At 28.2% G+C, this 25,782-nt stretch carries 32 protein-coding genes; 15 read left to right on the top strand and 17 right to left on the bottom strand.

The genetic code is table 11. The annotated features are described in order from the left end of the window. The first annotated feature begins 39 nt into the window (after nt 1-39). Entirely contained in the window at nt 40-2,124 is a 2,085-nt protein-coding gene (locus ACTTAW_RS01195) for a DNA translocase FtsK (protein ID WP_440650801.1), read from the top strand. Further along, complete coding sequence (locus tag ACTTAW_RS01190) at nt 2,124-2,669, top strand: LolA family protein (protein ID WP_440650800.1); 546 nt, start codon at nt 2,124-2,126, stop codon at nt 2,667-2,669. The genes ACTTAW_RS01195 and ACTTAW_RS01190 overlap by 1 nt, the downstream gene beginning before the upstream one ends. Here the strand turns inward: ACTTAW_RS01190 and ACTTAW_RS01185 are convergent. The 7 genes from ACTTAW_RS01185 to hisB are packed head-to-tail and all read right to left on the bottom strand — an operon-like array spanning nt 2,666 to nt 6,497. Continuing rightward, entirely contained in the window at nt 2,666-3,169 is a 504-nt protein-coding gene (locus ACTTAW_RS01185; protein ID WP_440650799.1) for a GNAT family N-acetyltransferase, read from the bottom strand. The genes ACTTAW_RS01190 and ACTTAW_RS01185 overlap by 4 nt on opposite strands. Beyond that, nucleotides 3,166-3,531, bottom strand: a complete 366-nt coding sequence (locus ACTTAW_RS01180) for a histidine triad nucleotide-binding protein (RefSeq protein ID WP_440650798.1) — start codon at nt 3,529-3,531, stop codon at nt 3,166-3,168. The genes ACTTAW_RS01185 and ACTTAW_RS01180 overlap by 4 nt, the downstream gene beginning before the upstream one ends. Further along, on the bottom strand, nt 3,528-3,800 hold the full coding sequence (hisE, locus tag ACTTAW_RS01175; protein ID WP_440650797.1) for a phosphoribosyl-ATP diphosphatase: 273 nt from the start codon (nt 3,798-3,800) through the stop codon (nt 3,528-3,530). The genes ACTTAW_RS01180 and hisE overlap by 4 nt, the downstream gene beginning before the upstream one ends. Before the next feature lies 1 nt (nt 3,801). Continuing rightward, on the bottom strand, nt 3,802-4,557 hold the full coding sequence (gene hisF, locus ACTTAW_RS01170; RefSeq protein WP_440650796.1) for an imidazole glycerol phosphate synthase subunit HisF: 756 nt from the start codon (nt 4,555-4,557) through the stop codon (nt 3,802-3,804). Beyond that, the gene (hisA, locus tag ACTTAW_RS01165; RefSeq protein ID WP_440650795.1) at nt 4,550-5,275 is read right to left on the bottom strand and encodes a 1-(5-phosphoribosyl)-5-[(5-phosphoribosylamino)methylideneamino]imidazole-4-carboxamide isomerase; all 726 of its coding nucleotides are present in this window, start codon (nt 5,273-5,275) and stop codon (nt 4,550-4,552) included. The genes hisF and hisA overlap by 8 nt, the downstream gene beginning before the upstream one ends. Continuing rightward, nucleotides 5,275-5,901 (bottom strand): imidazole glycerol phosphate synthase subunit HisH, encoded by a 627-nt coding sequence (hisH, locus tag ACTTAW_RS01160; protein ID WP_440650794.1) that lies wholly within the window; start codon nt 5,899-5,901, stop codon nt 5,275-5,277. Before hisH ends, hisA begins: the two co-directional genes overlap by 1 nt. A gap of 5 nt (nt 5,902-5,906) precedes the next feature. Next, entirely contained in the window at nt 5,907-6,497 is a 591-nt protein-coding gene (gene hisB / locus ACTTAW_RS01155; RefSeq protein ID WP_440619165.1) for an imidazoleglycerol-phosphate dehydratase HisB, read from the bottom strand. An 89-nt stretch (nt 6,498-6,586) separates the two neighbouring features. Between hisB and hslV the strand changes: the two genes are divergently transcribed. Both hslV and hslU read left to right on the top strand, forming a co-directional pair. After that, nucleotides 6,587-7,102: an ATP-dependent protease subunit HslV gene (gene hslV, locus ACTTAW_RS01150; protein WP_440650793.1), complete on the top strand. Its 516-nt coding sequence runs from the start codon at nt 6,587-6,589 to the stop codon at nt 7,100-7,102. After that, a complete protein-coding gene (hslU, locus tag ACTTAW_RS01145) occupies nt 7,102-8,475 on the top strand; it encodes an ATP-dependent protease ATPase subunit HslU (RefSeq protein WP_440650792.1) in 1,374 nt (457 codons plus the stop codon). Before hslV ends, hslU begins: the two co-directional genes overlap by 1 nt. Before the next feature lie 8 nt (nt 8,476-8,483). On the opposite strand, the gene ACTTAW_RS01140 is transcribed toward hslU, so the two are convergent. The 3 genes from ACTTAW_RS01140 to ACTTAW_RS01130 are packed head-to-tail and all read right to left on the bottom strand — an operon-like array spanning nt 8,484 to nt 10,336. Beyond that, nucleotides 8,484-9,323, bottom strand: a complete 840-nt coding sequence (locus ACTTAW_RS01140; RefSeq protein ID WP_440650791.1) for a sulfotransferase domain-containing protein — start codon at nt 9,321-9,323, stop codon at nt 8,484-8,486. Beyond that, a complete protein-coding gene (locus tag ACTTAW_RS01135) occupies nt 9,320-9,739 on the bottom strand; it encodes a Smr/MutS family protein (protein WP_440650790.1) in 420 nt (139 codons plus the stop codon). The genes ACTTAW_RS01140 and ACTTAW_RS01135 overlap by 4 nt, the downstream gene beginning before the upstream one ends. Next, nucleotides 9,740-10,336, bottom strand: a complete 597-nt coding sequence (locus ACTTAW_RS01130) for a Tim44/TimA family putative adaptor protein (RefSeq protein ID WP_440650789.1) — start codon at nt 10,334-10,336, stop codon at nt 9,740-9,742. Between the two features lie 58 nt (nt 10,337-10,394). On the opposite strand from ACTTAW_RS01130, the gene ACTTAW_RS01125 reads away from it, so the two are divergent. Next, nucleotides 10,395-10,814 (top strand): FxsA family protein, encoded by a 420-nt coding sequence (locus tag ACTTAW_RS01125; protein ID WP_440650787.1) that lies wholly within the window; start codon nt 10,395-10,397, stop codon nt 10,812-10,814. Next, entirely contained in the window at nt 10,804-11,226 is a 423-nt protein-coding gene (locus tag ACTTAW_RS01120; RefSeq protein WP_440650786.1) for a protein-export chaperone SecB, read from the top strand. Before ACTTAW_RS01125 ends, ACTTAW_RS01120 begins: the two co-directional genes overlap by 11 nt. On the opposite strand, the gene dnaQ is transcribed toward ACTTAW_RS01120, so the two are convergent. From dnaQ to ACTTAW_RS01095, 5 genes are read right to left on the bottom strand one after another with little or no spacing between them, the layout of a single operon-like run. Beyond that, entirely contained in the window at nt 11,223-11,882 is a 660-nt protein-coding gene (dnaQ, locus tag ACTTAW_RS01115) for a DNA polymerase III subunit epsilon (RefSeq protein WP_440650784.1), read from the bottom strand. The two genes, ACTTAW_RS01120 and dnaQ, sit on opposite strands and share 4 nt — an antisense overlap. Next, nucleotides 11,883-12,452: a dephospho-CoA kinase gene (locus tag ACTTAW_RS01110; RefSeq protein WP_440650782.1), complete on the bottom strand. Its 570-nt coding sequence runs from the start codon at nt 12,450-12,452 to the stop codon at nt 11,883-11,885. Then, complete coding sequence (aroE, locus tag ACTTAW_RS01105) at nt 12,445-13,239, bottom strand: shikimate dehydrogenase (protein ID WP_440650780.1); 795 nt, start codon at nt 13,237-13,239, stop codon at nt 12,445-12,447. Before aroE ends, ACTTAW_RS01110 begins: the two co-directional genes overlap by 8 nt. Then, nucleotides 13,236-13,823: a Maf family protein gene (locus tag ACTTAW_RS01100; protein ID WP_440651908.1), complete on the bottom strand. Its 588-nt coding sequence runs from the start codon at nt 13,821-13,823 to the stop codon at nt 13,236-13,238. Before ACTTAW_RS01100 ends, aroE begins: the two co-directional genes overlap by 4 nt. After that, the gene (locus ACTTAW_RS01095) at nt 13,813-14,640 is read right to left on the bottom strand and encodes a pyruvate, water dikinase regulatory protein (RefSeq protein WP_440650778.1); all 828 of its coding nucleotides are present in this window, start codon (nt 14,638-14,640) and stop codon (nt 13,813-13,815) included. Before ACTTAW_RS01095 ends, ACTTAW_RS01100 begins: the two co-directional genes overlap by 11 nt. Nucleotides 14,641-14,907: 267 nt before the next feature. On the opposite strand from ACTTAW_RS01095, the gene hemE reads away from it, so the two are divergent. From hemE to ACTTAW_RS01050, 9 genes are all read left to right on the top strand, one after another. Then, on the top strand, nt 14,908-15,909 hold the full coding sequence (gene hemE, locus ACTTAW_RS01090; RefSeq protein ID WP_440650776.1) for a uroporphyrinogen decarboxylase: 1,002 nt from the start codon (nt 14,908-14,910) through the stop codon (nt 15,907-15,909). Between the two features lie 3 nt (nt 15,910-15,912). After that, nucleotides 15,913-16,905, top strand: a complete 993-nt coding sequence (gene hemH / locus ACTTAW_RS01085) for a ferrochelatase (protein WP_440650775.1) — start codon at nt 15,913-15,915, stop codon at nt 16,903-16,905. A gap of 3 nt (nt 16,906-16,908) precedes the next feature. Continuing rightward, a complete protein-coding gene (hemJ, locus tag ACTTAW_RS01080) occupies nt 16,909-17,343 on the top strand; it encodes a protoporphyrinogen oxidase HemJ (RefSeq protein WP_440650773.1) in 435 nt (144 codons plus the stop codon). A gap of 65 nt (nt 17,344-17,408) precedes the next feature. Beyond that, nucleotides 17,409-18,677 carry a transcription termination factor Rho gene (gene rho, locus ACTTAW_RS01075; RefSeq protein ID WP_440650772.1) on the top strand — a complete coding sequence of 423 codons (1,269 nt, stop codon included), beginning with the start codon at nt 17,409-17,411 and terminating at the stop codon, nt 18,675-18,677. Nucleotides 18,678-18,736: 59 nt separating this feature from the next. Further along, nucleotides 18,737-20,068, top strand: coding sequence for a tRNA uridine-5-carboxymethylaminomethyl(34) synthesis GTPase MnmE (gene mnmE, locus ACTTAW_RS01070; protein ID WP_440650771.1), 1,332 nt, complete (start codon nt 18,737-18,739; stop codon nt 20,066-20,068). A 116-nt stretch (nt 20,069-20,184) separates the two neighbouring features. Next, complete coding sequence (gene mnmG / locus ACTTAW_RS01065; RefSeq protein ID WP_440650770.1) at nt 20,185-22,056, top strand: tRNA uridine-5-carboxymethylaminomethyl(34) synthesis enzyme MnmG; 1,872 nt, start codon at nt 20,185-20,187, stop codon at nt 22,054-22,056. Further along, a complete protein-coding gene (locus tag ACTTAW_RS01060; protein WP_440650768.1) occupies nt 22,056-22,700 on the top strand; it encodes a 16S rRNA (guanine(527)-N(7))-methyltransferase RsmG in 645 nt (214 codons plus the stop codon). The genes mnmG and ACTTAW_RS01060 overlap by 1 nt, the downstream gene beginning before the upstream one ends. A 20-nt stretch (nt 22,701-22,720) precedes the next feature. Beyond that, entirely contained in the window at nt 22,721-23,515 is a 795-nt protein-coding gene (locus tag ACTTAW_RS01055) for a ParA family protein (RefSeq protein ID WP_440650767.1), read from the top strand. Then, nucleotides 23,515-24,357, top strand: coding sequence for a ParB/RepB/Spo0J family partition protein (locus ACTTAW_RS01050; RefSeq protein WP_440650765.1), 843 nt, complete (start codon nt 23,515-23,517; stop codon nt 24,355-24,357). The genes ACTTAW_RS01055 and ACTTAW_RS01050 overlap by 1 nt, the downstream gene beginning before the upstream one ends. Here ACTTAW_RS01050 and holA read toward each other — a convergent pair. After that, nucleotides 24,347-25,336: a DNA polymerase III subunit delta gene (holA, locus tag ACTTAW_RS01045; RefSeq protein WP_440650763.1), complete on the bottom strand. Its 990-nt coding sequence runs from the start codon at nt 25,334-25,336 to the stop codon at nt 24,347-24,349. The genes ACTTAW_RS01050 and holA overlap by 11 nt on opposite strands. Next, nucleotides 25,326-25,781 carry a hypothetical protein gene (locus ACTTAW_RS01040; RefSeq protein WP_440650761.1) on the bottom strand — a complete coding sequence of 152 codons (456 nt, stop codon included), beginning with the start codon at nt 25,779-25,781 and terminating at the stop codon, nt 25,326-25,328. The genes holA and ACTTAW_RS01040 overlap by 11 nt, the downstream gene beginning before the upstream one ends. Nucleotide 25,782 lies beyond the last annotated feature (1 nt).

Raw genomic sequence — 25,782 nt, 5'->3', positions numbered from 1 at the left:
AAATTAGATGATACAAAGTGGTATAATTGATTTGTATAAATGGACATTAAAAAAACAGCTAATTTATTACTTAATTTTACATTAAAGCGATTAGCAGAAATTTCTGGTATAATAATTTTCTCTGCTGGTATTCTTTTATTTATTGCACTTTTTTCATATTCACCTGAAGACCCTAACTTTATTTTTCCCAAAGACACTAAAATTAAAAATTTATTAGGTTTTCGAGGAAGCTTTATTTCTGATCTGTTTTTTCAATCTTTTGGATACATTGCCTATTTAATTTCTTTCACATACATATTTACTGGTGTCAATATATTCCGATTAAAGGAGTTTTTTTTAATAATTGAAAATACTTTTATAGTAATATTTTATACTATAATTGGAACGTTATTTTTAAATCATTTTTATTCTGATGCTTTTACGCTTTATATAAATGGAAATGGAGGTTTTGTTGGAGATTATTTTGGAAAAACTTTTTTAGACTCGATAATTCTTATAAATGAAACATTAATTTATTATGTTCTAATTATACTGATAATTACTTTATTTTTGTTGAGTTTAAATTTTCACCCTATTAAATTTTATAATTTGTTAATAAAACTTATAAAATTTTTTAATAAAAAAGAAAATAAATCTTACACAAATAAAAGTGAGCTTATTAGTGAATATATACCTCAAGATGAAATTAAAAACTTAATACAAGAAGATTTGCCATTTATTAAAGCAGAGAACAAATCAAGTTCTAAAAATAAATTTCAATTACCAAAAATTGAATTATTAAAAATTCCAACTAAGAAAGAAAGAGAAAATTCAAATAAAAATGAAACAAATGACCCTAAATTTTTAGAAAAAATTCTAATGGATTTTGGGGTTAAAGGAGAAATTCAGAAAGTAAGTCATGGTCCAGTTGTAACACTCAATGAATTTGAGCCAGCCGCTGGAGTAAAAGTTTCTAAAATAATAAATTTATCAGATGATATTGCTAGAAATACTAGCTCTGAATCTGCGAGAATTTCAACTATACCAGGCAGCAATACTGTAGGAATTGAATTACCCAACAATTCAAGAGAAAACGTTTATCTAAGTGAAATTCTAAATAATGCTGATTTTAAAAAAAAGGAAACAAAATTACCAATAGCTCTTGGTAAAAATATATCTGGAAAACCTATTGTAGGAGATCTTTCTTCTATGCCGCATTTGCTGATTGCTGGTACTACAGGTTCAGGAAAATCAGTTTGCATTAATACAATTATTTTATCACTTCTTTACCGTCACACCCCTGAAAGATGTAAGTTTATATTAATTGATCCTAAAATGCTTGAGCTTTCAACATATGAAGGCATACCACACTTACTTTGCCCTGTAATAACTGAAGCTAAAAAAGCTGCATCAGTTCTTGGTTGGGTAGTAAAAGAAATGGAGAGTAGATACAGGTTAATGACAAAAGAAGGAGTTAGAAATATTGATGGTTACAATGCTAAACATAAACTTCCTATGCCCTACATAGTAGTGGTGGTAGATGAAATGTCAGATTTAATGTTAGTGGCAGGAAAAGAGATAGAAAATTATATTCAAAAATTATCTCAAATGGCTAGAGCTGCTGGGATTCATATTATTATGGCCACACAAAGACCTAGTGTTGATGTAATAACAGGCACAATTAAAGCTAATTTTCCAACAAGAATATCTTTTCAAGTAACTTCAAAAATAGATAGTAGAACAATTCTTGGTGAACAAGGAGCAGAACAGTTATTAGGAAAAGGTGACATGCTTTATATGTCATCTGCCAACCGAATAGTAAGAATTCATGCTCCATTTGTCTCAGATAATGAAATAGAGAAAATAAACAATTTTTTAAGATCTCAAGCTGAACCAGACTATGTTGATGAAATCTTGAATTTTGCAGATGAGAAAGAGTTAGGATCAAATACAGATCAAGGAGATAAAGATGAATTATATCAACAAGCCGTTGAAATAATTAGATCTGAAGGAAAAGCTTCTACCTCATTTTTACAGAGAAAACTTCAAATTGGTTACAACAGAGCTGCAAGAATAATTGATATGATGGAAGCTGATGGAATTGTTAGCAAAGCAAATCATGTGGGTAAAAGAGACGTTCTTTAATGTTGAGAGTCCTGCTTTTATTTTGTCTAATTAGTTTATCTACCGAAGTAAGTGCAAATAACAAAGATCAAATAATTAATAAATTAAAAGATACTTTAAATTTAAATTTTGATTTTGAACAAAATATAAATGGAAAAATTGAGTTTGGAAACTGTACAATTAAATATCCAAAAAAAATGTTTTGTGCGTATGATCAAAAAAACAAAGTTATAGTTTCAAATGGAAAATCTTTAGTTATAAAATCTACTTCTAGCTATTACAGGTATCCATTGGATAAAACACCATTGAATTTTATTTTAGATAAAAATTTCTTATTAAAAAAAATATCCAAATTAAATGAGGAAATTATTAATAATTCTCTGGTCAAATTTACAATAAAAGAAAATAACCAATCAATAGAGATTTTTTTTGATATTAATAATCATAATTTAATTGGCTGGCAAACTAAAGATATTTATCAAAATATTGCTGTTACACTTCTTTATTCAGTTAAATCAAATAAAATTGTTGACCAAAAAATATTTAAAGCCCCACTTCAAAATTAGATTCTAACAATCTCTGATTTAAAAATTTTCATTCCTCTTGCTAAATAATTATTAAGTGCATTTTTATGATCTAAAGAACATGTGTGAAGCCAAACTCGCTCTACGTTTTGTTGAAATGATTTTTTAATAGCATCTGATAGTAAAAATGAGCCTAATTTTTTATTTTGGTATTCCTCTAATATTCCAAAATACGCTATTTCCACTTCTTTCTTTTCGGAATGAATAATTAATTCAAAAAAACCAACTAAATCTTTTTTATTTTTTAATACAAATGTTTTAACATTTTTGTTTGATACGTATTTGATCCACTGCTCTTCTGTCCATATTAATCTATCAATCCATTTATGTTTTTTACCTATATTTTTATAAAAAAATTTATTTAACTGAAAATCAGTTGGTTTAACCAGATCAACTAAGTAATCTTCTGAAGGTAGTTCGCCATCTTTTAAATCATGAAGCGAGTTTATTTCTAGATAATTTCTTTTAACTTCTTCTGTCACTCGACCATTTTTCCAACACGCTCACCACCAAACAAATGAAAATGCAAATGAGGTACTTCTTGACCACCATGTTCGCTAATATTAGCTAGTGCCCTATAACCTTGGCCTACTTCTGTTGAAATACCAAGCTTTTTTGCAACTATGTTAATACCTTTTAAAAGGCCCGCCATCTCTTCTGATGATGCATTCACACTAAAATCATCAAGATCTATATATTTTCCCTTAGGAATAACTAGAGCATGAACTTTCTTTTGTGGGTTGATATCATGAAATGACAAAACAAAATCATCTTCATAAATTTTATTACAAGGTATCTCTCCACGTAAAATTTTAGCAAAAATATTATTGTCATCGTAGTTCATTTTTTTCTTTTTTCTAATTCTTCCATTACCTCTTCAATTTTCACATCATTAGCTTCTAAATACATTAATAAATGATAAAATACATCAGCAGCTTCATGAATTTTGTTTGTATTTTCTTCTATAGCTTCAGTTAATTCAACAATTTCTTCTAAGACCTTTGCTTTGCTGAGAGATTTATCTGTAAGTAATTTATTTGTATAAGAACCCTCAACTGGATTACTTTTTCTCTCTCTTGCAAGTTTAATTAAATTTTCTAATGTATTAAGCATATTAAATTCTAACAGGTATTCCTTTTGAATCCAGATATTCTTTTGCTTCTTTCACAGAGTGTTTGCCATAATGAAATATTGATGCTGCTAAGACTGCGCTAGCATTTCCTAATTTAATTCCATCAACTAAATGATCTAAGTTCCCTACTCCACCTGATGCAATGACAGGAATATTTACCTTAGATGAAATTTTAGACATAAGCTCAATATCATAACCTACTTGTGTACCATCTCTATCCATTGATGTTATTAATAGCTCTCCTGCTCCACTACTTTCCATTTTTGATGCAAATTCTATTGCATCAATTCCAGTATTGTTTCTTCCACCATGTGTAAAAATTTCCCATTTATTTCCATTTTTTTTTGCATCAATAGCTACAACAATACATTGTGAACCAAATTTTTTTGAGCTTTCAACTACTACTTCTGGATTTTGAACTGCTGCAGTATTAATAGAAACTTTATCTGCTCCACAATTCAGTAATTTATTTATATCATCAACACTTCTAACGCCTCCTCCGACTGTTAATGGAACAAAACATTTTTTTGAAGTTTTTTCTACGACATCATAAATTGTATCTCTATTTTCATTTGATGCAGTGATATCTAAGAAACAAATTTCATCTGCTCCTCCGTCAGAGTAAATTTCGGCCTGTTCGACTGGATCGCCTGCATCCTGCAGATCAACAAAGTTAATTCCTTTTACAACACGGCCATTTTTAACGTCTAAACAAGGTATTATTCTATTTTTAAGCATTTACTTCCTTAGCTAATTCATCCAATTTAATATCACCATCGTATATAGCTTTTCCAACTATAATGCCTTCAATATTTTTATTATTTAATTCCTTAGCCTTTTTAATGTCATCTATGGATGAAACTCCACCTGATATAATTACTGGACAATTTGACATGTCAGCAACTTTTACAGTTTCTTCAAAATTTGGGCTTTGCTTCATACCATCTCTATTAATATCAGTATAAATCAATCTACTTGCCCCATAATCTTTCACTTCTTTTAAATAATCTAAAGTTAATTGATTTGAATTTTCTTTCCAACCTGAGACTGACAAATAACCATCCTTAGCATCTAAACCTAATGCAATTTTATTTGGGAATTTTTCACAAGCTTCTTTTAAAAAATTTTTATCTCTTATCGCAGCACTTCCTAAAATAACTTTTTCAACACCAGCATCAGTATATTTCTGAATATTTTCAAAATTTCTTACTCCTCCACCTATTTCAATTTTAAGATCAAATTTAGTAACTATTTCTTGAATAATATCTAAATTAATTGTTTCTCCGGTTAAAGCTCCGTCTAAATCAACTATATGTAAATTTTTAAAACCATGATCCTTATATTTTCCAGCCTGTTCAATTGGAGACATTTCATATTCAGTTTTGTTGTCAAAGTTTCCTTTAACTAACCTCACACATTTTTTATCCTTGATATCTATCGCTGGGAAAATTTTCATTATAAATTTATAAAATTATCAATTATTTTAAGCCCAATTTTATCACTTTTCTCAGGGTGAAACTGAGTTCCAAAAATATTTTCCTTTTCAACTGAACAAACGATATTTGAAGAATAATCTGTTGTTGCGGAAATTACATTTTTATCTTCTGGAACAAATTCATAACTGTGAACAAAATACATGTGAGATTTATTTTCAATACCTTTAAAAATCTTACTATCTTTCGTTATATTAATTTCGTTCCAGCCAATATGGGGAAGTTTGTACTTTCCGTTTTGATTATCTATTTTTGATACTTTGCCTGTTATCCAACCAAGACCTTTGGTTTCGGTTTCTTCATAGCCAACATCAGCAAACATTTGAAGCCCAACACAAATTCCTAAAAGTGGTTTTTTGTTAATTACTGCAAATTCGTTTAATGTATCTACTAAACCATTAATATTATTAAGTGCATCAACACAACTCTTAAACGAACCCTGCCCAGGTAAAACTGCTTTATCGGAAGATTTAATCTTATTTATATCCGATGTTACTTCGATATTTACTTTATCTTTCGCAACCTCCTTAAAGGAGTTAATTACCGAGCTTATATTGCCCGAATTATAATCAACAATTGTGACGTTCATTAAACTTATAATGAGCCTTTAGTGGATGGAATACTTTTTTTGCTTCTAGGGTCCATCTCTAGTGCCTCTCTTAATGATCTTGCTAATGCTTTATAACAAGACTCAATGATGTGGTGACTGTTATCACCATAAATATTTTCAACATGCATTGTAATGCCAGCAGATTGGGAAAAGGCCTGGAACCATTCTTTAAATAGCTCTGTATCCATCTCACCAAGTTTCTCAACTTTTAATTTTACTTTCCAAATTAAATAAGGTCTGTTTGATACATCTATTGCAACTCTAGTTAATGTTTCATCCATAGGAATAACTCTGTGTGCATATCTTTTGATACCTACAAATTTTTTTGCAGCTTTTTTTAAAGCTTCACCAATTGCAATTCCTGTATCTTCTGTCGTGTGGTGAAGATCAATATGAGTGTCTCCTTTTGCTTTTACTTTTAGGTCGATTAGAGAATGCTTTGATAGTTGCTCAAGCATGTGGTCTAAAAAACCTATTCCTGTATCAATCTGGTATTTGCCTTTACCATCGATATTTAATTCAACATTGATACTGGTTTCTTTTGTTTTTCGAGAAACTTTTCCTTTTCTAGCCATATATTTTAAATGGTATACATACTTAATCCAACTATATCAATATCAGTCTGGATACTTGAAGTATCAAAAATAGTTACCATTTATTAGGTATGACAACAATTGTACTAGTTAGAAAAAATAATGAAGTTGTAGTTGCTGGTGACGGTCAAGTAAGTATGGGTAATACAGTTGTCAAAAGTACAGCATCAAAAGTTAGAAAAATTGAAAAAAGGGATGTGGTTGCAGGATTTGCAGGGTCAACTGCTGATGCATTAACTTTGTTTGAAAGATTAGAAGGAAAGTTAGAAAAACACGCAGGTAATTTATCTAGAGCTGCAGTTGAGTTGGCTAAAGATTGGCGAACTGATAAATATTTAAGAAGATTAGAAGCATTGATGGCTGTGGGTGACAAAAATAATAGTTATATAATTTCTGGAACTGGAGACGTTCTAGAACCTGAAGGTGATATAATAGGAATAGGTTCTGGTGGAAATTATGCTTTAGCAGCTGGAAAGGTTTTAATGGAAGGTGATTTATCTGCAGAAGAAGTTGCAAAAAAGGCCATTAAAGTTGCAGCTGATATTTGTGTTTTTACAAATGAAAAAGTTAAAATTGAAAAAATATAATGGATAATTCAAACGTAACACCTTTGCATCCTAAAGAAAAAACTCAAAAAGAAGAAGCTTCTTTAGTAAGTGCTCTTTCACCAAGAGAAATAGTTTCGGAATTAGATCGTTTTGTTGTTGGACAAAATAAAGCAAAAAAAGCTGTTGCTGTTGCATTAAGAAATAGATGGAGAAGACAGGCTTTAAAAGGTGAAATGAAAAATGAAGTTTTACCAAAAAATATTTTGATGATTGGACCAACAGGAGTTGGAAAAACAGAAATTTCTAGAAGACTTTCAAAACTAGCGGAAGCTCCTTTTGTAAAAGTTGAAGCAACTAGATTTACAGAAGTCGGATATGTTGGAAGAGATGTAGAACAGATTGTTAGAGACTTAATTGAAATTGCGATTGCAATGGAAAAAGTAAAAAAAAGAAAAGAAGTTTATTCGCAAGCACAAAAAGCAGCTGAGGAAAAAGTGCTAGATGCTTTAGTGGGGAAAAAGGCAAGTCTTGCGACAAGGGAAAGTTTTAGAAAAAGACTAAGAAATGGTGACTTAGATGACAATGAAATAGAGATAGCTGTAAACGATACAGGATCAAATGGGACATCTTTTGAAATCCCAGGAATGCCAGGTGCTAATGTTGGTATGATAAACATTGGAGAAATGATTGGTAAATCCATGGGTAACAAAGAAAAAAAGAAAAAAATGACAGTTAAAGAGTCTCATGAAATTTTAATTAATGATGAGTCAGACAAACTAATTGAACAGGATAAAATTGTTAGAGCCGCTAAATTATCAACAGAAAATAATGGTATAGTATTTTTAGATGAAATAGACAAAATTTCTGCAAGAACTGATCGTGTTGGTGGTGACGTTTCTAGAGAAGGTGTACAAAGAGATTTGCTACCTTTAATAGAAGGAACAACAGTTAATACAAAACATGGTCCAATCAAAACTGATCATATTTTGTTTATTGCTTCTGGTGCATTTCAACTTGCAAAGCCATCTGATTTACTTCCTGAATTGCAGGGAAGATTACCAATAAGAGTAGAGCTAGAAGCTTTAACTAGTGATGATTTTAAAAGAATACTCAGGGAGCCAGACTTTAGTTTAATCAAACAATATATAGCTTTGTTAAAAACTGAAAATGTTGATCTTGAATTTTCAGATGATGGGATAGATGCAATCGCAAACATAGCCTCTGAAGTAAATACAACAGTAGAAAATATTGGTGCAAGAAGGTTACATACAATAATTGAAAAAATATTAGATGATATAAGTTTTACAGCAACTGATCGAGCTGGAGAAAAAATTATAATTGATAAGGAATATATTAATAAAAATCTTGATAACTTAGTTAAAGATACTGATCTTTCAAAATTTATTCTTTAATACTCAAATTATAAGTATTCTAACTCTTTCATTTCATTATAAAAATTAGTTTCAATTTTATCTTTATTTTTCTCGTCTAAATATCTTCTCCAATCGTTCTTAGGTCCTAAATTAAAAAAAATTTTTCTCTTACCAGTTTTGTCATCAATTAGAGCTTCATGAAATGTCTCTTTTTGTTCTTTAGCTTTCATACTCTCAAAATCTGTTGTTTTTAATGCTTTATTAAGCTTAATCATATCAATTTCTGATTTAAAACCTAACGAATTAAGAAATTTGAAAATTTTAAGCATAACACTTTTCTTTTTATTTATTAAATCTTCATACTTAATTAATAAATATTTATTTGGTTTTTGAAGATTTTTCCAAGAATTATAATTAGAGCTCCAAGATCCTAAAAAAACCTTACAATTTTTAAATGTTTTTTCCATAAATCTACTGTCATCCAAAATTGTTTCCGTAGCTTCATCGATATTTAAACTATAATGATTTGCAAGAGAAGTAACAATATTTCTTGGATCTCGAACTATATAAATTACACCAAGTGTATTTTTTAAATCAGTAAAATTACAGTCATACATTTTACTTAATGAACTATGAGTTTTAAAAAATTTTAATTTTCCTTTTTCCTCATTTATTAAATTTTGAGCATTGATAAAATTGTTAAAAACCTCTTTTTCATTTTCGATATCAATTCCTAGAGGTAAAAAATGATGTGTTTGTGGAAATTGTGATATTTTATTTAAATTTTCAAATTGTAAAACGCCATCTTGTGAATAAAAATATGTTGATAATATAGATCTCAATAATGTGTTCCCACTCTTAGGGTAAGAAGCAAGCCAAATAATCATTTTTTTTTATTTTTTTTTAAATATATGTAAAACGCTCCACCACCTCCATCCTCTAATTTGGCATCCTGAATATCATTAATCATTTCGTTCAATTTTTTGTTATTTGAAATAAATTCTGGAACAGAATATTTTAAAATACTCAAATCTTTAGATACATAAGGATTTTTTTCATTATTAGAATGAATACCTTTTCCTGTAACAACAATTATCTTGTTAACTTGTTCAGCAAAACATTTGTTAATAAATTTTTCTATAGTTCTGTTAGCTTCTTCTAAAGTATATCCATGTAGGTCAATTGATCGGGTTGAAAAAACTTTATTTTTTTTTTCTATATAATCTTTATCAATTAATTTTTCTTTGCTTTTAAGAAAATTTTCCCAATCAATTTTATCTTTATTTGAAATTTTGTCGTTCAATTATGTTAAGATACTAACTAATTGCCAATTTGGATTTTGTGAGGTTGTGTCACGTGAAAAAACCCAAGTATCATAAATTTTTTTAATTTTTTCTGGATCACCAGAAATAATTTTTTTATCTTTATCCCTGATACAAGTAATTACCTCTCCAATAAAGTTTACTGTAACATTCAAAATATTGCCTGATTTTTTATGCTCTTTTATCTCAGCTTTATTTACACCAATAAAAGTGATTTCAGCATAGTGACCTCTACTGTCTCTTTCTTTGAGTGCCTCGCTAAACTGCTTATATACTTCATTATCAAGTAAAGGCTTACTATTTGTAATTTTATTATCATTATCACTAAAATCAGTAATTATAGTTTCATAAGCTATTTTGGCACCTTTAATAAATTCTTTCTGAGCCTGTTCATCGAAAATATTGCTCGATTTCTTTTGTGGTTCAATTTTTATATTTTTTAATACTTCTTTGAATTGCTCTGGCGCTTTGCCCTCAAATCCACTTCTTTTGCCCAATATTCCTCTAAGTCTTAAAAAAATAAACCCAGCAATCATTGCAAGTAAAATTATATCGATATACTCAAAACTGTAATTCATGAGTAGATAGTAATTACTCTGTTGATTAATTTCAACTGGCAATTTAGATTAAAGACAAATGAACCCAATATTTTTAACAATTATCTTTGTTCCGGTAATTGAAATATATCTTTTAATAAAGATAGGATCTGAAATAGGAGCAATAACAACAATATTGCTAATTTTTATCACAGCTATATTAGGGATATATTATGCAAAATATGAAGGCTTAAATACCCTCAGATCAGGTTTCAACCAATTAAAACGTAACGAAACTCCTACTTATGAAATGTTATCTGGTGCAGCTATTGCTTTTGCGGCAGTCTTATTAATTATACCCGGATTTGCTACTGACCTAATAGGCTTTTTGTTAATTTTTCCTTTAACCAGAAAATTAATATTTAATGGTTTGTTTAAAAAATTTAATACTGTAAATACCAAAAAAAATAATTTCATTGATGGTGAGTATGAAGATTTAGACGAAAAAAATGACAGATAAATTTAAAATTTTAGGGAAATACATTAAAGATATGTCGAGCGAAACAAAAGACGCTGAGACGTACATATATGTAAGGGATAATATTTTAAAATATCAGCTTAATATTGATATTAAATCAAAACCTTTAAAAAATAAAATGGTTGAAGTAAACACTATTCTAAAATTTGAAGACAAAAATGAAACAAAGCATAAATCTCATTTCGAAATGAACTATGCAACAATTTTAAAAATAGATGACGCTGTCAGTGAAAAAAAAGAATTAGAGAGAATAATTTTGTGTGATGCACAGATGAAAATATACCCTGAACTTGAAAAATCTTTTTTAAACATGTTACATAATTCTGGTTATCCAGATATTAAATTTGAAAAAAAAATAGATTTTGAAAATCTTTATATGCAAAGATTTAATTAATAATAATTTTTTTTTAAATAATTTCTTAAATACTCTTTATGCTTAGACATCTCGTCTTTTGATGGAACAATAATTTTTTTGAAATATAAAACTTCTGAATTTAATTTATTTAATTCAGAATTTTGCTCATTTTTAAAGTTAAGAGTGGGCTCTTTTTGGTCAATTAAATTTATATAAACTTTTGCTAAAAGATCACAATCAATTAAAGCCGTATGTTGCACTCTTCTAGAATTATCAATTCTATATCTTTTACACAGTGCGTCTAGACTTGAAGAAGATCCTGGAAATTTAGATCTAGCTAATTCAAGTGTATCTATTATTTTATTGCTAATTTTACTTTCTCCAATTAACGAAAGCTCATTATTTAAATGGGCAATATCAAATTCCGCATTATGAATGATTAAGCTTTTACCTTCGATAAAATTTAAAAAATCATTTACTATTTCAGAAAACTTTTTTTGTTTTGATAAAAACTCATCGGAATAACCATGTACTTCAAATGCTTTGTCAGAAACTTTTCTTTCAGGGTTTAAATAGGTATGAAACTTATTTACAGGTACCAAATCATCTAATTCAATACATCCTATTTCAACTATTCTATGGCCGTCTTTAATTGATATTCCAGTTGTTTCTGTATCTAAAACGATTTCTTTCATTTATAAAATTTCATTTATAATTTTTATAATTTCATTCTTAACAGGTTTTTTTGTAAATGTATTTTTAATTATATAATGAGATTTTTTCTTTTTGTAACTTGGAGTAAACTGAATTTTTTTAAAAATTTTTAAAAGTTTTAAATTAAAGTTTGGCCTTTTTTTAATTATTTTATCAATATCTCTTTTTCTAGATTCAACAAAAACTAATAAATCTTTTTTATTAAAAAGTTTATTTTCAATAAGTAATGGAATATCTAAAATTACAATTTTTTTATTTTTATTTTTCTTTAAAAATACATTAAGTTTTTTTCTTATTTCTTTATGTACAATTTTTATTATTTTATTTAAATTATTTTGATTATTTAAAATTGCATTTGTAATTTCGTTCTTATCTATAGGAAATCTAGTTATGTATTTTGGTAATTTATTTTTTAATTTTAAAAAAACTTTTTTATCCTTTCTATAAATTTTTGCTACTTCAAGATCTGCACTAAATACTGGATATCCAAAATTATTTGCTACAAAAGTTTTTCCAGAACCAATATCACCAATTATACCTATTCTAACCATGATCTAATAATTTAAATATTTTTTGATTTACATTTGGCTCAATATCATGCCACAATCTAAATGCTTCAAATGCTTGATAAATAAACATTAATTTACCATTTTCTATTCGATTTCCTAATTTTTTTCCTAATTTTAAAAAATTGGTTTCATTAGGATTATAAATAACGTCATAAAAAAGCTTACCTTCACCAATGTTCGAAGTATTTAAATCGATGGTCTCATTATTTAAACCCAAACTAGTTGCATTTATAATTATATCAAAATCAGGCACCTCACCCCAACTTACAGTATTAATTTTATTAAATTGAATTTTTAGATCTTCGGCTTTTTTACTGGTTCTATTGGTTATAGTTATTTCTAAGGCCTTCATTTTATTTAAAGCAACAATTAATGATGGAACCACTCCACCAGCACCTAAGATCAAAATTTTTTTATTTTCAATTTTGTAGTTAACACTATTTATAGCTTTCTGAAAACCATATATATCTGTATTGTGACCAACGAGATCACCATTATGAAAACAAATTGTATTTACTGACTGTGCCAGTTCTGCTTCCAAACTTAACTTGTCTAAAAAAGGAATTACAGTTTTTTTATACGGAACAGTAACATTGCAACCATTTATTTCTTGATTTTTAATTCTATAAATAAAATTTTCAATTTCATTTTCTTCTAGTTTAATTTTTTCATAAACTGCATTAATGTTATTTTGTTCTAACCAATAGTTGTGCAGTTTTGGAGACAGTGAATGATTAATTGGGTTTCCAATTACAAAATATTTTTTCATTTTTGTAAATTTAAATATTCTTTGATTTTTTTTATAGGTAAACCCATTATTGTATTTTCATCTCCTTCTATACTGCTAAATAAATTTCTACCTTCCCCTTCTATTTGATAGACGTTGTAAGCGTAAAGATTTTCGTCTGATATTTTTGATAAATATTCTGCTAATTCTGTTTCTGAAAAATTTTTCATTATTAGAGTTGCTTTATCAGTGTAGTTCCAAATCATTGAGCCATTTTTTGAAATACAAACAGAACTTATTAAAAAGTGAGGTTTCCCGTTAAGTTTTCTTAAAATTTTCATTGCTTCTTCTCTGCTTTCAGGTTTTGAAATTAACTCTCCGTTTAAATCGATAACACTATCTGCACCAAGTACTAATTTGTTCTGCTTTTTGGCACTAACTTTATTTGCCTTTAACTCTGCTAAATTTTTTGAAATTATTTCTGGACTTGCATTTTCTTTAAGCAAAGATAATTTTACAATATCTTCATCTACATTAGAAGGTTCTACAATACTTTGTATATTATTTTTATCTAAAATATCTTTCCTAACTTTACTTTTAGAGGCTAGAATAATTTTATTTAACATTGCTTGAATATATTTCATGTATTTTTATTATAGAAGCAGCAGTTTCTTCAACAGATTTTCTTGTTACGTCTATCAGTGGCCATTTATATTTCCGAAATGTTTTCTTGGCTTCAAGAACTTCTTTTTTTATACTCTCTAGGTTAGTATAATCTATACTTTCTGTTTCCTTTAATGAATTCATTCTATTTTTTCTTAGGTCTGCGAGTCTCTCAGGCTCTGTGCTTAATCCAACAACGCAAGTTATATGAGGATTTTGTTTCAATTTTTCTGGTAAGGAATTTTCATTTACCAAAGGAATATTTGAGGTTTTAAAGCCCTTATTAGCAAGATAAATAGATGTTGGAGTTTTACTGGTTCTACTAACCCCAACTAGAATTATATCAGATTTTTCAACTTCACCTATTAAATTACCATCATCATGATTCATGGTAAATTGGATTGCTTCAATTCTATCGTAATATTCATCATTTAAAACGTGTTGTCCACTTGGTTCATGAGAAGCTTTTTGATTTAAAATTTTAGAAAAATTTAAAATTAAATTACCCAATACTCCAAAACAAGGTATCTTTTTTCTTTCACTTTCATTAACCAAATATTTAGCAAGGTTGTTATCAACAATGGTATATAAAATTATTGAATTTTCATTTTCCTTTGCATCTTCTAAAATTTTTAAAATCTGATTTTCGGTCCTTGTAAATGAAAAAGAATGAACTTTATATTTTATATTTAAAAATTGTGCTTTAAGAGCCAAAAATATTCTATCTAAGGTTTCTCCAGTTGAGTCAGAGATTAAATATATTTGGTATGTATTATTCATAAATAAATTGTTAATAAACGTGTATTATTTTGTATTAATTATACAATTTTAAATTCCTCCAATATCATCTGTAAAACCTAGCTTTTATTAACAATAATAATAAATAAGCTAAAACAATCCACAAAAATACAAATAATCAAAAAAGCTTCATTTTAAACAATTTTAATCATCAAACTTGTTAGTAAATTGTGAATATAATGTTTATAAAAAATAATCTTCTTTATTCACAAGATATAATAATACTACAATAATTTATAAGACTTTTATATGAAACCTTTAAACAAAGTAATTATCAACAAAGATACTTCATTTAATCCTCTTTGGATAATGAGACAAGCCGGTCGATATTTACCTGAGTTTAGAGAAATTAGAAAAAATAATCCTGATTTTATTAATTTATGTTTAAATGATAATTTGTCAGCTGAGATAACATTACAACCATTAAAAAGATTTGATTTAGATGCTGCAATAATTTTCTCTGATATTTTAATGTTGCCTTATGGTTTAGGTCAAAAAGTAAGATTTGAGAAAAATTTTGGTCCTAGATTAGATAGTCTAGATTTAAATGAGATAGCAAAATTAGATGAAATAGATTTTGTTGAAAAAATATATCCCGTTTATAAAGCTATTAAAAAGGTAAGTTCAGATCCGATCGTAGAAAACAAAAATACCATTGGATTTGTAGGCGCTCCATGGACTCTTTTAGTTTATATGATTAATTTGAAATCTCCAAAGAAAGATTTAAATAAAAATTTTTTCAAAGATAATTTTTTAATAAACAGAATTTTATTAATTATAGAAAAATTTTTAAAAGTTCATATTAAAAACCAAATAGACAATGGAGCAAATGTTATTCAAATTTTTGATAGCTGGGCTGGTTTATTAGAAGAAAAAGATTTACCAAATTATATCTATACACCTACTTTAAGTTTAGTGGAATATGTTAGATCTTTGAATGTACCGGTAATATGTTTTCCAAGAGAGATTAAAAATTATAAAGAATTTTGTGAGGTCGTTAAACCTGATGTAATAAGTATTGATTACAATGTGGACCCTAAAAAAATACTTCAAGATATAAAAATTCCTATTCAAGGAGGCTTAGATCCAAAAGTACTTTTAACAGATTATAAAAATTTGAGAAAAGAAACTTCTAAATATTTAGAAATTTTCAAGGATCATCCATATATATTTAATCTAGGACATGGCATTCTTCCGGAAACAAATCCGGAGATGGTCGAAAACTTAATTAAAATAGTAAAAAATAGTTAAATCATGGATAAAAATCATCTACCAATAAAATATGGGAAAACAGGAGTACTGATAATTAACCTAGGTACACCAGACTCAACGAATTGGTTTGATATTAGGAAGTATTTAAAAGAATTTCTGTCAGACAAAAGAGTAATTGAAGTAAATCCCATAATTTGGCAAATAATTTTAAACTTATTTATCCTAACCTTCAGACCTTCTAAGACCGCTAAGGCTTATAAAGAAATTTGGATGAAAAATGAAAATATGTCACCACTTCTTTATTATACAGAAAAACAAAGCGAGAAAACTTCTAAGTTATTACAAAAAGAAAACATCGTTTTAGATTTTGCAATGAGATATGGAAACCCAAGTATTAAAAGTAAAATAAACAAATTACATGAGATGGGCTGTGAAAATTTAGTAATCCTTCCCCTTTATCCTCAATATGCAGCTGCAACAACCGCAACAGTTTGTGATGAAGTTTATAGAACACTAATGAAAATGAGATGGCAACCTTCCCTGAAAATAATACCACATTATGAATCTAATCCACTCTATATTGAAGCACTAGTTAATTCAATTAATAAAAAAATTAATGAAATTGATTGGAAGCCAGACCTAATCATAGCTTCATACCACGGTATACCAAAAAAATATTTTGATAAAGGAGACCCATATCATTGCTATTGTCATAAAACAACGAGACTTATTTCAGAAAAGTTTAATTCTATAAAAATCAAAACTACCTTCCAGTCAAGATTTGGTCCACAAGAATGGCTTCAACCGTACACTGATAAAACATTAGAAAATTTACCTAAAGAAGGAATTAAAAATATCCTCACAATTTGTCCAGGCTTTTCATCTGATTGTGTGGAAACGTTGGAAGAAATATTAATTCAAGGAAAAGAAAGTTTCATAAATGCTGGAGGAATAAACTTTGATATGGTTCCATGTTTAAATGACAATGATGACCATATTATTTTATTAAAATCTTTAATTGAAAAAAATATTTGATGAATGAATACCTATTTGCTTTTTAAGTCCTTGCATTTAATTGCTGTTGTTTCCTGGATGGCTGGTCTTTTATATCTTCCAAGAATTTTTGTTTATCATGTTGAAAACAAAGAAAAAAAAGAAACCACTGATATTTTTATTTTGATGGAGAAGAGACTATACAATTACATTATGCGTCCTGCTATGTTGCTAACATGGGCTTTTGGATTAATATTAATTTACTTAATTGGGTTTGAAGTTTTTTCAAATTTGTGGATGCAAATCAAATTGGTGTTGGTATTATTTCTATCAATTTATCATGAATATTTAGGAAAATGTCTTCAAGCATTGAAAAATGAAACAAACATAAGATCTTCTAAATTTTTTAGAATTATTAATGAAGTACCAACTGTAATTTTAATTATTGTTGTATTTTTAGCTATTTTTAAGCCAATCTAGGGTTGAAATAACAAAAACAGCGTATATATTATGTATATTGATAAGTCCTTATCAGCAAACTAATCATGAATATCCAAGAACTAAAACTTAAATCATCTGAACAGCTAATTACAAAAGCAGAAGAGCTTGGTATTGAAAATGCTAGCACACTAAGAAAACAGGAAATTCTTTTTGCTATTCTAAAAAAAGTTGCAGAAAAAGAGGAAATAACAGGTGTTGGTGTCTTGCAGTTACTGCAAGACGGGTTTGGTTTCCTTAGAGCAATGGAGTCTAATTATCTTCCCGGACCGGATGATATATATGTTAGCCCAAGTCAGATTAGAAAATTTGGTTTAAGAACAGGAGATACTGTTGAAGGACCAGTTAGAGCTCCTAAGGAAGGTGAAAGATATTTTGCATTACTACAAGTTAGTAAAATAAACTTTGAAGAGCCAGAAAAAGCAAGACACAAAATTGCATTCGATAACTTAACGCCGTTATATCCAGACAAACAATTGGTGATGGAAATTGAAAAAACCAAGGTAGAAAAAAAACCAGACCTTACACCAAGATTAATTGATCTAGTTAGTCCAATAGGAAAAGGTCAAAGATCAATAATTATCTCACCACCAAAAGCGGGTAAAACAATGATCTTACAAAGTATAGCAAACTCAATAGCTAAAAATTATCCAGAGTGTTATCTTATTGTTTTATTGATAGATGAACGTCCAGAGGAGGTAACAGATATGCAAAGGACTGTGAAAGGTGAAGTAATTAGTTCTACCTTTGATGAACCAGCACAAAGGCATGTAGCTGTTGCCGAAATGGTGATAGAAAAAGCAAAAAGATTAACCGAACATAAAAAAGATGTTGTTATCTTATTAGACTCAATAACAAGATTGGGAAGAGCATATAATGCTGTAATACCAAGTTCAGGAAAAGTCTTAACAGGAGGTGTAGATGCAAATGCACTTCAAAGACCTAAAAGATTTTTTGGTGCAGCCAGAAATATTGAGGAAGGTGGATCGTTAACTATTATTTCTACAGCTTTGATTGATACCGGATCTAGAATGGATGAAGTCATTTTTGAGGAATTTAAAGGAACAGGTAATAGTGAAACTGTCTTAGATAGAAAAATTGCAGACAAGAGAATTTATCCTGCAATTGATATAACAAAGTCCGGAACAAGAAGAGAAGAACTTTTGTTTGATAAAAATGATTTACAAAAAATGAATGTGTTGAGAAGAATAATTGCTCCAATGGGAACTATGGATGCAATAGAGTTTATAAATTCAAAATTAAAAGATACCAAAAACAATGCTGAGTTTTTTAACTCAATGAACAAACCGGCATAAGAAATTTGCATAACATTTTAAGTTTTACAGTGATATAAATTTGAAGATATAATCTTCTAATGACAATTTATGCTTTATCTACTGGGCCTGGTGTTTCAGGTGTTGCAATTGTTAGAATTTCAGGAGAACAATCTTCAAAAGTAATCAAGATCCTTACAGGTAAAAAAGTTCCTCGGCCAAGAGTGGCAACATTAAGAAAAATCAGCAAAATCAACACTTCTGAGCTGATTGATGAGGGTATAATACTATGGTTTCCTGGACCTGAGAGCTACACAGGTGAAGATATGGCTGAAATTCAAGTCCACGGTAGTAAAGCCGTGGTAGACGCCCTTCACTCTTCTATTTCTCAAATTGAAAATTGTAGATTAGCAGAGCCAGGCGAATTTACTAAACTTGCATTTCAAAATGGAAAAATAAATTTATTAGAAGCAGAAAGTATAGCTGATTTAATTTCATCTGAAACAGAAATTCAAAGACAACAAGCGATTAAAATTATGAACGGCAAGTCTGCAGATCAATTTAATTTTTTAAGAGAAAAACTTTTAAAAATTTTATCTCATGTTGAAGCTAAAATTGATTTTCCAGATGAAGACTTGCCCAACAATATTTTGGATGAAATCAAAAATGATACAAATGATGTTATTCAAAAAATTGAAAAGATTTTAAATGATCAAAAAGTTGGAGAAAGAATTAGAGAAGGTTTTAAAATTGCAATTCTTGGACCTACTAATGCAGGGAAATCTAGTTTAATAAATCATTTATCAAATAGAGATGTTGCAATTGTTTCTGAAATAGCTGGTACTACAAGAGATGTTATAGAAACTCATCTCAATATAGATGGTTATCCCGTAATAATATCAGACACCGCCGGAATAAGAGAATCTAAAGATGAGATAGAAAAAAAAGGTATTAAATTATCTTTAAACAGAGCCGATGAAGCAGATTTAAAGCTCGTAGTGGTAGATGCAAAAAGCCTTGATTTTACTGATGTTTTGAAGGGTTTGTTAGATGAAAATGCAATTTTAGTTATAAACAAGTCTGATCTTTTAGAAAAAGAAATTGATTCAGAAATTAAAAATATAAATCATGTTTTAATCTCAATTAAAGATAATAAAAATATTGATGAACTAATTTTAAAAATAAAAAATAATTTAAAAAATAAATTTACAACTAGTGATGATATTTTAATTACTAGAGAGAGACACAGACAACATCTGGGACAGTGTTTAGACCATCTGAATAACTTTAATAAAAAAAAAGAAATAGAAGATTTTGATAAAGCAGCAGAAGATTTAAGATTAGCCACTAGACATTTAGGTATGATCGTTGGAAAAGTTGATGTAGAGGAGATATTAGGTAGTATTTTCAACGATTTTTGCATCGGTAAGTAATCCCCTATTTTCCTTATTTTTATATATTTTCTATTAAAAACTGTTGATAATTAACGTTTATTTACAAAAAATTAAGCCTGTCTTGTAAATTATGTATTCACATATAAATTCAACCCATGAAAAATGATTTGTCATTTGATGTAGTTGTAATTGGTGGAGGTCATGCAGGATGTGAGGCAGCTGCTGCTTCTGCTCGACTAGGTGTTAACACTGCCCTATTTACCCATAAAATAGAAACTATTGGTGAGATGTCATGTAATCCTGCAATTGGTGGTTTGGGTAAAGGTCATTTAGTTCGAGAAATAGATGCACTTGATGGTGTTATGGGAGATGTTGCAGATAAATCAGGCATACAATTTAGATTATTAAATAGAAGCAGAGGTCCAGCAGTACGTGGACCAAGAACTCAATCAGATAGAGCGCTTTACCGTAAATTTATGCAAGAAAAACTTATAAACTACTGTAATTTAAGTATTTTTTCAGATCCTGTAATAAAGTTTGTTTTTAATAATAACACTATAAGTGGTTTTGAAACTAAAGAAGGTAAAAAGGTATTATGCAACAAGTTAATACTAACGACAGGAACTTTTTTAAATGGTTTGATACATATAGGTGATGAAAGAACACCAGCAGGTAGGTATGATGAAAAACCTTCAACAGGTTTAAGTGAACAATTAGCAAAATATGATTTTAAAATTGGAAGATTAAAAACTGGAACACCTCCAAGATTAGATGCAAGAACGATTAATTTTGAAAACCTTGAAGAACAATTTGCAGATGATGATCCTTATTTTTTTTCTTTCCTAACTAAAAAAAATTTAAACAAACAAGTGTCATGTCGAATGACTTATACCAATGAGAAGGTTCATAAAATTATAGAAAAAAATTTATCTAAAAGTGCAATGTACTCAGGTAATATAAAAGGAGTAGGTCCAAGATATTGTCCATCTATAGAAGATAAGATAGTAAAATTTGCAGATAAAGTTCGTCATCAGATTTTTTTAGAGCCAGAAGGGCTTAATGATCACACAATTTACCCTAATGGGATCTCCACATCGCTTCCAGCTAATGTACAAGAAGAAATATGTAACAATATCAATGGTTTAAAAAATGTTAGAATTATAAGACCAGGATATGCTATAGAATATGACTATATAGATCCACGTGAACTATTCTTGACCCTTGAAACTAAGAAGATCAGCAATCTTTATCTTGCTGGGCAGATTAACGGAACAACAGGATATGAAGAAGCAGCTGCGCAAGGCCTCATAGCCGGTATAAATGCAGCTTTATCTGTTAAAAATTCTGAACCTTTTATCCTTGATAGATCCGATGCCTACATAGGAGTGATGATCGATGATTTGGTTACCAAGGGAGTTGCGGAGCCATACCGGATGTTTACATCAAGAGCAGAATACCGATTAAGCTTGAGAGCAGATAATGCAGATCAAAGATTAACAGCTAAGGGAATAGAAATTGGGTTAATTGGAGAGGAAAGAAAAGCTTTATATTTGGATAAATTTGATAAAATTGAAAAAATCAATTTAAAAATGAATAAATCTAGTATTTCTCCATCTAAAGCAGAAAAATTTGGGATTAAAATAGCAAAAGATGGAATATTGAGGTCTTCAAATGAGGTTCTAACTCAAAAAGACGTAAATATGAGTAAAATTAGAGAAATATGGCCTGAAATACCGTATTTTAGTAAAGAAATTGATGAACAAGTAGAAATTAATGCTCATTACAGGGGGTATTTAAAGAAGCAAAAAGCAGATATTTTAGCATTTAAGAGAGATGAGAACTTAATTATTCCTGATAAAATTAATTATGATGGACTTTCAGGTTTGTCTAATGAGGTTAAAGCTAAATTTAAAGAAATAAAGCCTAAAACTATGGGTCAAGCTTTAAGAATTGATGGAATAACCCCAGCAGCTGTGTATATTTTGTTGTCACACGTAAAAAGAAAGTCTATTAAGCATATAGCTTAATGGATCAAGAAATTTTAAATTCTTACTCTAGACTTAATCATCTAAATGTTTCACGTGAAACATTTTTAGACTTTGAAAACTATATATCTCTGATTATGGAAAAAAATAAAAAAATTAACATAATTGGTCAAAATACAGCATCAAAAAATGCAATAATTGAGCGTCATATTATTGATTCAGCACAAATAATTGATTTTGTTGATTTAAATTACAATACAACCACAGATTTAGGATCTGGAGCTGGTTTACCAGGAATCATAGTAGCAATTATACTAAAAAATATGAAAAATAAAATGAGTGTGCATCTATATGAAAAAAGCTACCATAAAAGCCATTTTTTAAAAGAAGTTTCAGAAAAATTAAATTTAAATACAAAAGTTTTTCAAAAAAATATTTTTGAGATAAAAAATTTAGAGACAGGAACAATTATGTCGAGAGCATTTAAACCTATGCCTGTTGTTTTAGATTTAGTATATGAAAATTTTTCGAAATATAAAAATTTAATTTTCTTTATGGGCAAAAATGGAAAAAAAGTTTTTGAAAATTCTAAAAAAAAATGGAATTTGGAATATATAGAAAAGAAAAGTTTAACAAGTAAGGATTCATTTTTGATAAATATAAAAAAAATTAAAAAAAAAAATTAAAAAGAAATTAAAAAAATTAAATGCAAATTATTTCAGTCATAAATCAAAAGGGTGGGGTAGGAAAAACTACAACAGTAATAAATCTTGCAGCTGGACTATCACAACATAATAAAAAAATTTTAGTTATAGACCTAGATCCTCAGGGAAATGCAACTACAGGTCTTGGATTATCTAATATGGAAAACTCAAGCGATACAATCTATGGTGTTTTGAATGGAACTAAAGAAATTAATCAAGTAATCAAGAAAACCCAGTTTGAAAATTTGGATTTAGTAACTTCTAATGTTGACTTATCAGGTCTAGAGGTTGAAACAGCTGATGATACAAATAGAGCTTTTATTTTAAAGCGTAAATTAGCCGCTTATTTAAATGATTCTAGAGGATCCTATGATTATATACTGATAGACTGCCCACCCTCACTTAGCCTGTTAACTGTTATGGCCCTTGTTTGCTCAGGGTCGCTTCTGGTTCCTTTACAGACAGAATTTTTTGCTCTTGAAGGTCTAACGCAGCTTATGAAGACAATTGAAAGAATAAAAGTAAGTTTAAACCCAGAATTAAAAATCAGAGGTATACTTTTAACAATGTATGACAAGAGAAATAAGTTATCTTCACAAGTTGAAAAAGAAGCAAGAGATTATTTTAGTGAAAAAGTTTACTCAACAGTAATACCTAGGAATGTTAGATTATCAGAAGCACCTTCGCATGGAATGCCAGTTTTAATTTATGATAAATCATGCCCAGGTAGTAAGTCATATTTTAGTTTTACAGATGAATTTATAAATCAAGAGTCAACAATAGGAAGTGCTGCTTAATGGATAAAATTAAAAAGGGTCTAGGAAGAGGTTTATCATCATTGATCGGAGAAACAAAAGTAGAGCCAGAGAAAAACCAATTGCAAATAAGTGATCTTGTTCCAAACAAGTATCAGCCAAGAAAAATATTTGATGAAAATAATTTAATTGATTTAACAAATTCAATTAAAGAAAGGGGAATGATACAACCAATCATTGTTAGGAGGTCAACTGATAATGGGGGAAAATTTGAAATAATAGCAGGGGAAAGAAGGTGGCTCGCAGCACAAAGAGCTGGTTTACATAATGTCCCTGTAGTAATTACAGAAGCCGATAATTTAAAATCTTTGGAATTTGCAATTGTCGAAAATGTCCAAAGACATGATCTGAATCCTCTAGAAGAAGCTCAAGGTTACAAAAGATTAATAGATGAGTTTTCTTATGATCAAGAAAAAGTTTCAAAATTCATTGGGAAAAGTAGAAGTTATATTACTAATTGTTTAAGACTCTTAACTTTGCCGGATGATGTAATTAAATTAATCGAAACACAAAAATTAACTGCTGGTCATGGAAAGATATTAGTTGGTCTTAAAAATGCCAGTTTTGTTGCATCAAAAATTCTTGAAAAAGGATTATCTGTTAGGCAAGCAGAGAACTTTGTTAAAATTATTAAAAATATAAAACAAAAATCTAACAGATCTAAAGATACAAATATTATCGCACTTGAATTATCTATCTCAAATAAAATAGGTTTAAATGTTGATATACAAAATAATAAAAGAAATAAAGGTAAAATAAGTTTTGAATATAAAGATCTAGACCAACTAAATAAAATTATAGATATAATTAAATCTAACTACTAGTTTTTCCTGAAGATTGTTCTAATAAAAAATTAACAACTAAATTTAATGAATTATATAAACTTTTTTTAACTATTAATTCTACGTTATTAATTTTATATATTAGTTTTTTTAAACTTTGTGATTTCCATATTTGAATTATTTGTTTTGTTTTTTCTTTTTCTTTCCAAAAAATTGGAGGTTTTGCAGTGGAAATTGTAAGATCTATATTGTTATTTCTTTCAAATTCTTTGGAAAGTCTAAGGATTTGTTTGGATCTGTTTAATAAGGTTCTTAGAATAATTATACAATCTTCGTTTGAATAAATATTTTCATTTAAAACTCTTATCAATTTAGATTTATTTTTAATTAAACATAAATCTACAAGTTCCAAGATACTATGATTTTCTCTTAAATTAATTAAATTTTCTATTACATTATTTGAAATTACCTTTCCACCAAATGAAAAAGTTTCAATTTTCTCTAGTTCGTTTAATAAATTTTCTCTTTGTTCTGCACTTTTATCAATAATTTGATTAATATTTGATTGTGATATTGAAATGTTTCTTTTTTTAAAAAAATCTGAAGCTATTTTTGAAAGAGTTTGGTGGTTATCAGGATAAAAAGGTATGCATACTAATTTTTTATCTTTTTCAAATATAGATCTTAGCTTAGATTTCTTATCAAGATTATCTGCATTGATTATTATTATATCCTGAATTTCTGAGTCAAAAATTTTTTCTAAAATTTTAAGAATTTTATCTGTTGCTCTTTTAATTATAATTAATTTTTGGTTAGTAAATAAAGATTTATTTAAAATACTATCAAAAAAAATATTGGGACTTTCAATAATTTCCTTTTCTTCATATGACGAAATATCTTCTACATTTAGAATTAAATTTTTTATTATCTCTTTTTTGAAGCCCTCATTTTTTCCGTACATTAAAATTATATTATTTTTATTAATATTGATTTTTTTTGTTTCGAAAGATTTAATTATCATTATTTTTCAACAAATTTAAAATTATTTTATCCTTTATAGATTCTGAAAAATTTCTCTTAATTTCTCTTTCATAATTTTTTTCTTCAAAATAATCTTCTCTTTTTTTAGTATTGAACTCTTCTGTAAATTTAAGAATTTGATTATTTTTTGAATGAACAGTGACTATTACATCTAACGTAAGTTTATAATCAGTTGCTTTACCAGTCACATCTTTTGTGACAATATTTTTTTTATAAATTGTATTTATGGATAAATCATAAATATTTTCACTTTCTAATGAAGAGGCAATTTTTATTTGATTTTTAATGTAATTATTAATTTCTCTGTCTCCATCAATATTTTTTATTTTGATAAAAATATTTTCACCATCATAATTTTTATATACGGATGTAAATCCACAGCTATAAGTAATTATAATTAAAATTAATAAAAAAATTTTTTTCACA

It is taken from the genome of Candidatus Pelagibacter sp. HIMB1495 (genome assembly GCF_052047955.1).
In the GTDB taxonomy this organism is placed as follows: domain Bacteria; phylum Pseudomonadota; class Alphaproteobacteria; order Pelagibacterales; family Pelagibacteraceae; genus Pelagibacter.
Note: the sequence above shows the minus strand (reverse complement) of the source record. Positions and strands in the feature narration are given on the sequence as shown.

Coding starts and splice junctions, on each gene's coding strand:
- mnmG (WP_440650770.1), top strand. CDS start 20,185: ATGAAAAATGATTTGTCATTTGATGTAGTTGTAATTGGTGGAGGTCAT.
- hslV (WP_440650793.1), top strand. CDS start 6,587: ATGACAACAATTGTACTAGTTAGAAAAAATAATGAAGTTGTAGTTGCT.
- hemE (WP_440650776.1), top strand. CDS start 14,908: ATGAAACCTTTAAACAAAGTAATTATCAACAAAGATACTTCATTTAAT.
- hisH (WP_440650794.1), bottom strand. CDS start 5,901: ATGAACGTCACAATTGTTGATTATAATTCGGGCAATATAAGCTCGGTA.
- hisE (WP_440650797.1), bottom strand. CDS start 3,800: ATGCTTAATACATTAGAAAATTTAATTAAACTTGCAAGAGAGAGAAAA.
- ACTTAW_RS01110 (WP_440650782.1), bottom strand. CDS start 12,452: ATGGTTAGAATAGGTATAATTGGTGATATTGGTTCTGGAAAAACTTTT.
- dnaQ (WP_440650784.1), bottom strand. CDS start 11,882: ATGAAAGAAATCGTTTTAGATACAGAAACAACTGGAATATCAATTAAA.
- hisB (WP_440619165.1), bottom strand. CDS start 6,497: ATGGCTAGAAAAGGAAAAGTTTCTCGAAAAACAAAAGAAACCAGTATC.
- ACTTAW_RS01180 (WP_440650798.1), bottom strand. CDS start 3,531: ATGAACTACGATGACAATAATATTTTTGCTAAAATTTTACGTGGAGAG.
- hisA (WP_440650795.1), bottom strand. CDS start 5,275: ATGAAAATTTTCCCAGCGATAGATATCAAGGATAAAAAATGTGTGAGG.
- ACTTAW_RS01095 (WP_440650778.1), bottom strand. CDS start 14,640: ATGAATAATACATACCAAATATATTTAATCTCTGACTCAACTGGAGAA.
- ACTTAW_RS01195 (WP_440650801.1), top strand. CDS start 40: ATGGACATTAAAAAAACAGCTAATTTATTACTTAATTTTACATTAAAG.
- hslU (WP_440650792.1), top strand. CDS start 7,102: ATGGATAATTCAAACGTAACACCTTTGCATCCTAAAGAAAAAACTCAA.
- ACTTAW_RS01190 (WP_440650800.1), top strand. CDS start 2,124: ATGTTGAGAGTCCTGCTTTTATTTTGTCTAATTAGTTTATCTACCGAA.
- hemJ (WP_440650773.1), top strand. CDS start 16,909: ATGAATACCTATTTGCTTTTTAAGTCCTTGCATTTAATTGCTGTTGTT.
- ACTTAW_RS01120 (WP_440650786.1), top strand. CDS start 10,804: ATGACAGATAAATTTAAAATTTTAGGGAAATACATTAAAGATATGTCG.
- rho (WP_440650772.1), top strand. CDS start 17,409: ATGAATATCCAAGAACTAAAACTTAAATCATCTGAACAGCTAATTACA.
- ACTTAW_RS01050 (WP_440650765.1), top strand. CDS start 23,515: ATGGATAAAATTAAAAAGGGTCTAGGAAGAGGTTTATCATCATTGATC.
- holA (WP_440650763.1), bottom strand. CDS start 25,336: ATGATAATTAAATCTTTCGAAACAAAAAAAATCAATATTAATAAAAAT.
- ACTTAW_RS01100 (WP_440651908.1), bottom strand. CDS start 13,823: ATGTTAAATAAAATTATTCTAGCCTCTAAAAGTAAAGTTAGGAAAGAT.
- hemH (WP_440650775.1), top strand. CDS start 15,913: ATGGATAAAAATCATCTACCAATAAAATATGGGAAAACAGGAGTACTG.
- ACTTAW_RS01125 (WP_440650787.1), top strand. CDS start 10,395: ATGAACCCAATATTTTTAACAATTATCTTTGTTCCGGTAATTGAAATA.
- mnmE (WP_440650771.1), top strand. CDS start 18,737: ATGACAATTTATGCTTTATCTACTGGGCCTGGTGTTTCAGGTGTTGCA.
- aroE (WP_440650780.1), bottom strand. CDS start 13,239: ATGAAAAAATATTTTGTAATTGGAAACCCAATTAATCATTCACTGTCT.
- ACTTAW_RS01055 (WP_440650767.1), top strand. CDS start 22,721: ATGCAAATTATTTCAGTCATAAATCAAAAGGGTGGGGTAGGAAAAACT.
- ACTTAW_RS01140 (WP_440650791.1), bottom strand. CDS start 9,323: ATGATTATTTGGCTTGCTTCTTACCCTAAGAGTGGGAACACATTATTG.
- ACTTAW_RS01130 (WP_440650789.1), bottom strand. CDS start 10,336: ATGAATTACAGTTTTGAGTATATCGATATAATTTTACTTGCAATGATT.
- ACTTAW_RS01060 (WP_440650768.1), top strand. CDS start 22,056: ATGGATCAAGAAATTTTAAATTCTTACTCTAGACTTAATCATCTAAAT.
- hisF (WP_440650796.1), bottom strand. CDS start 4,557: ATGCTTAAAAATAGAATAATACCTTGTTTAGACGTTAAAAATGGCCGT.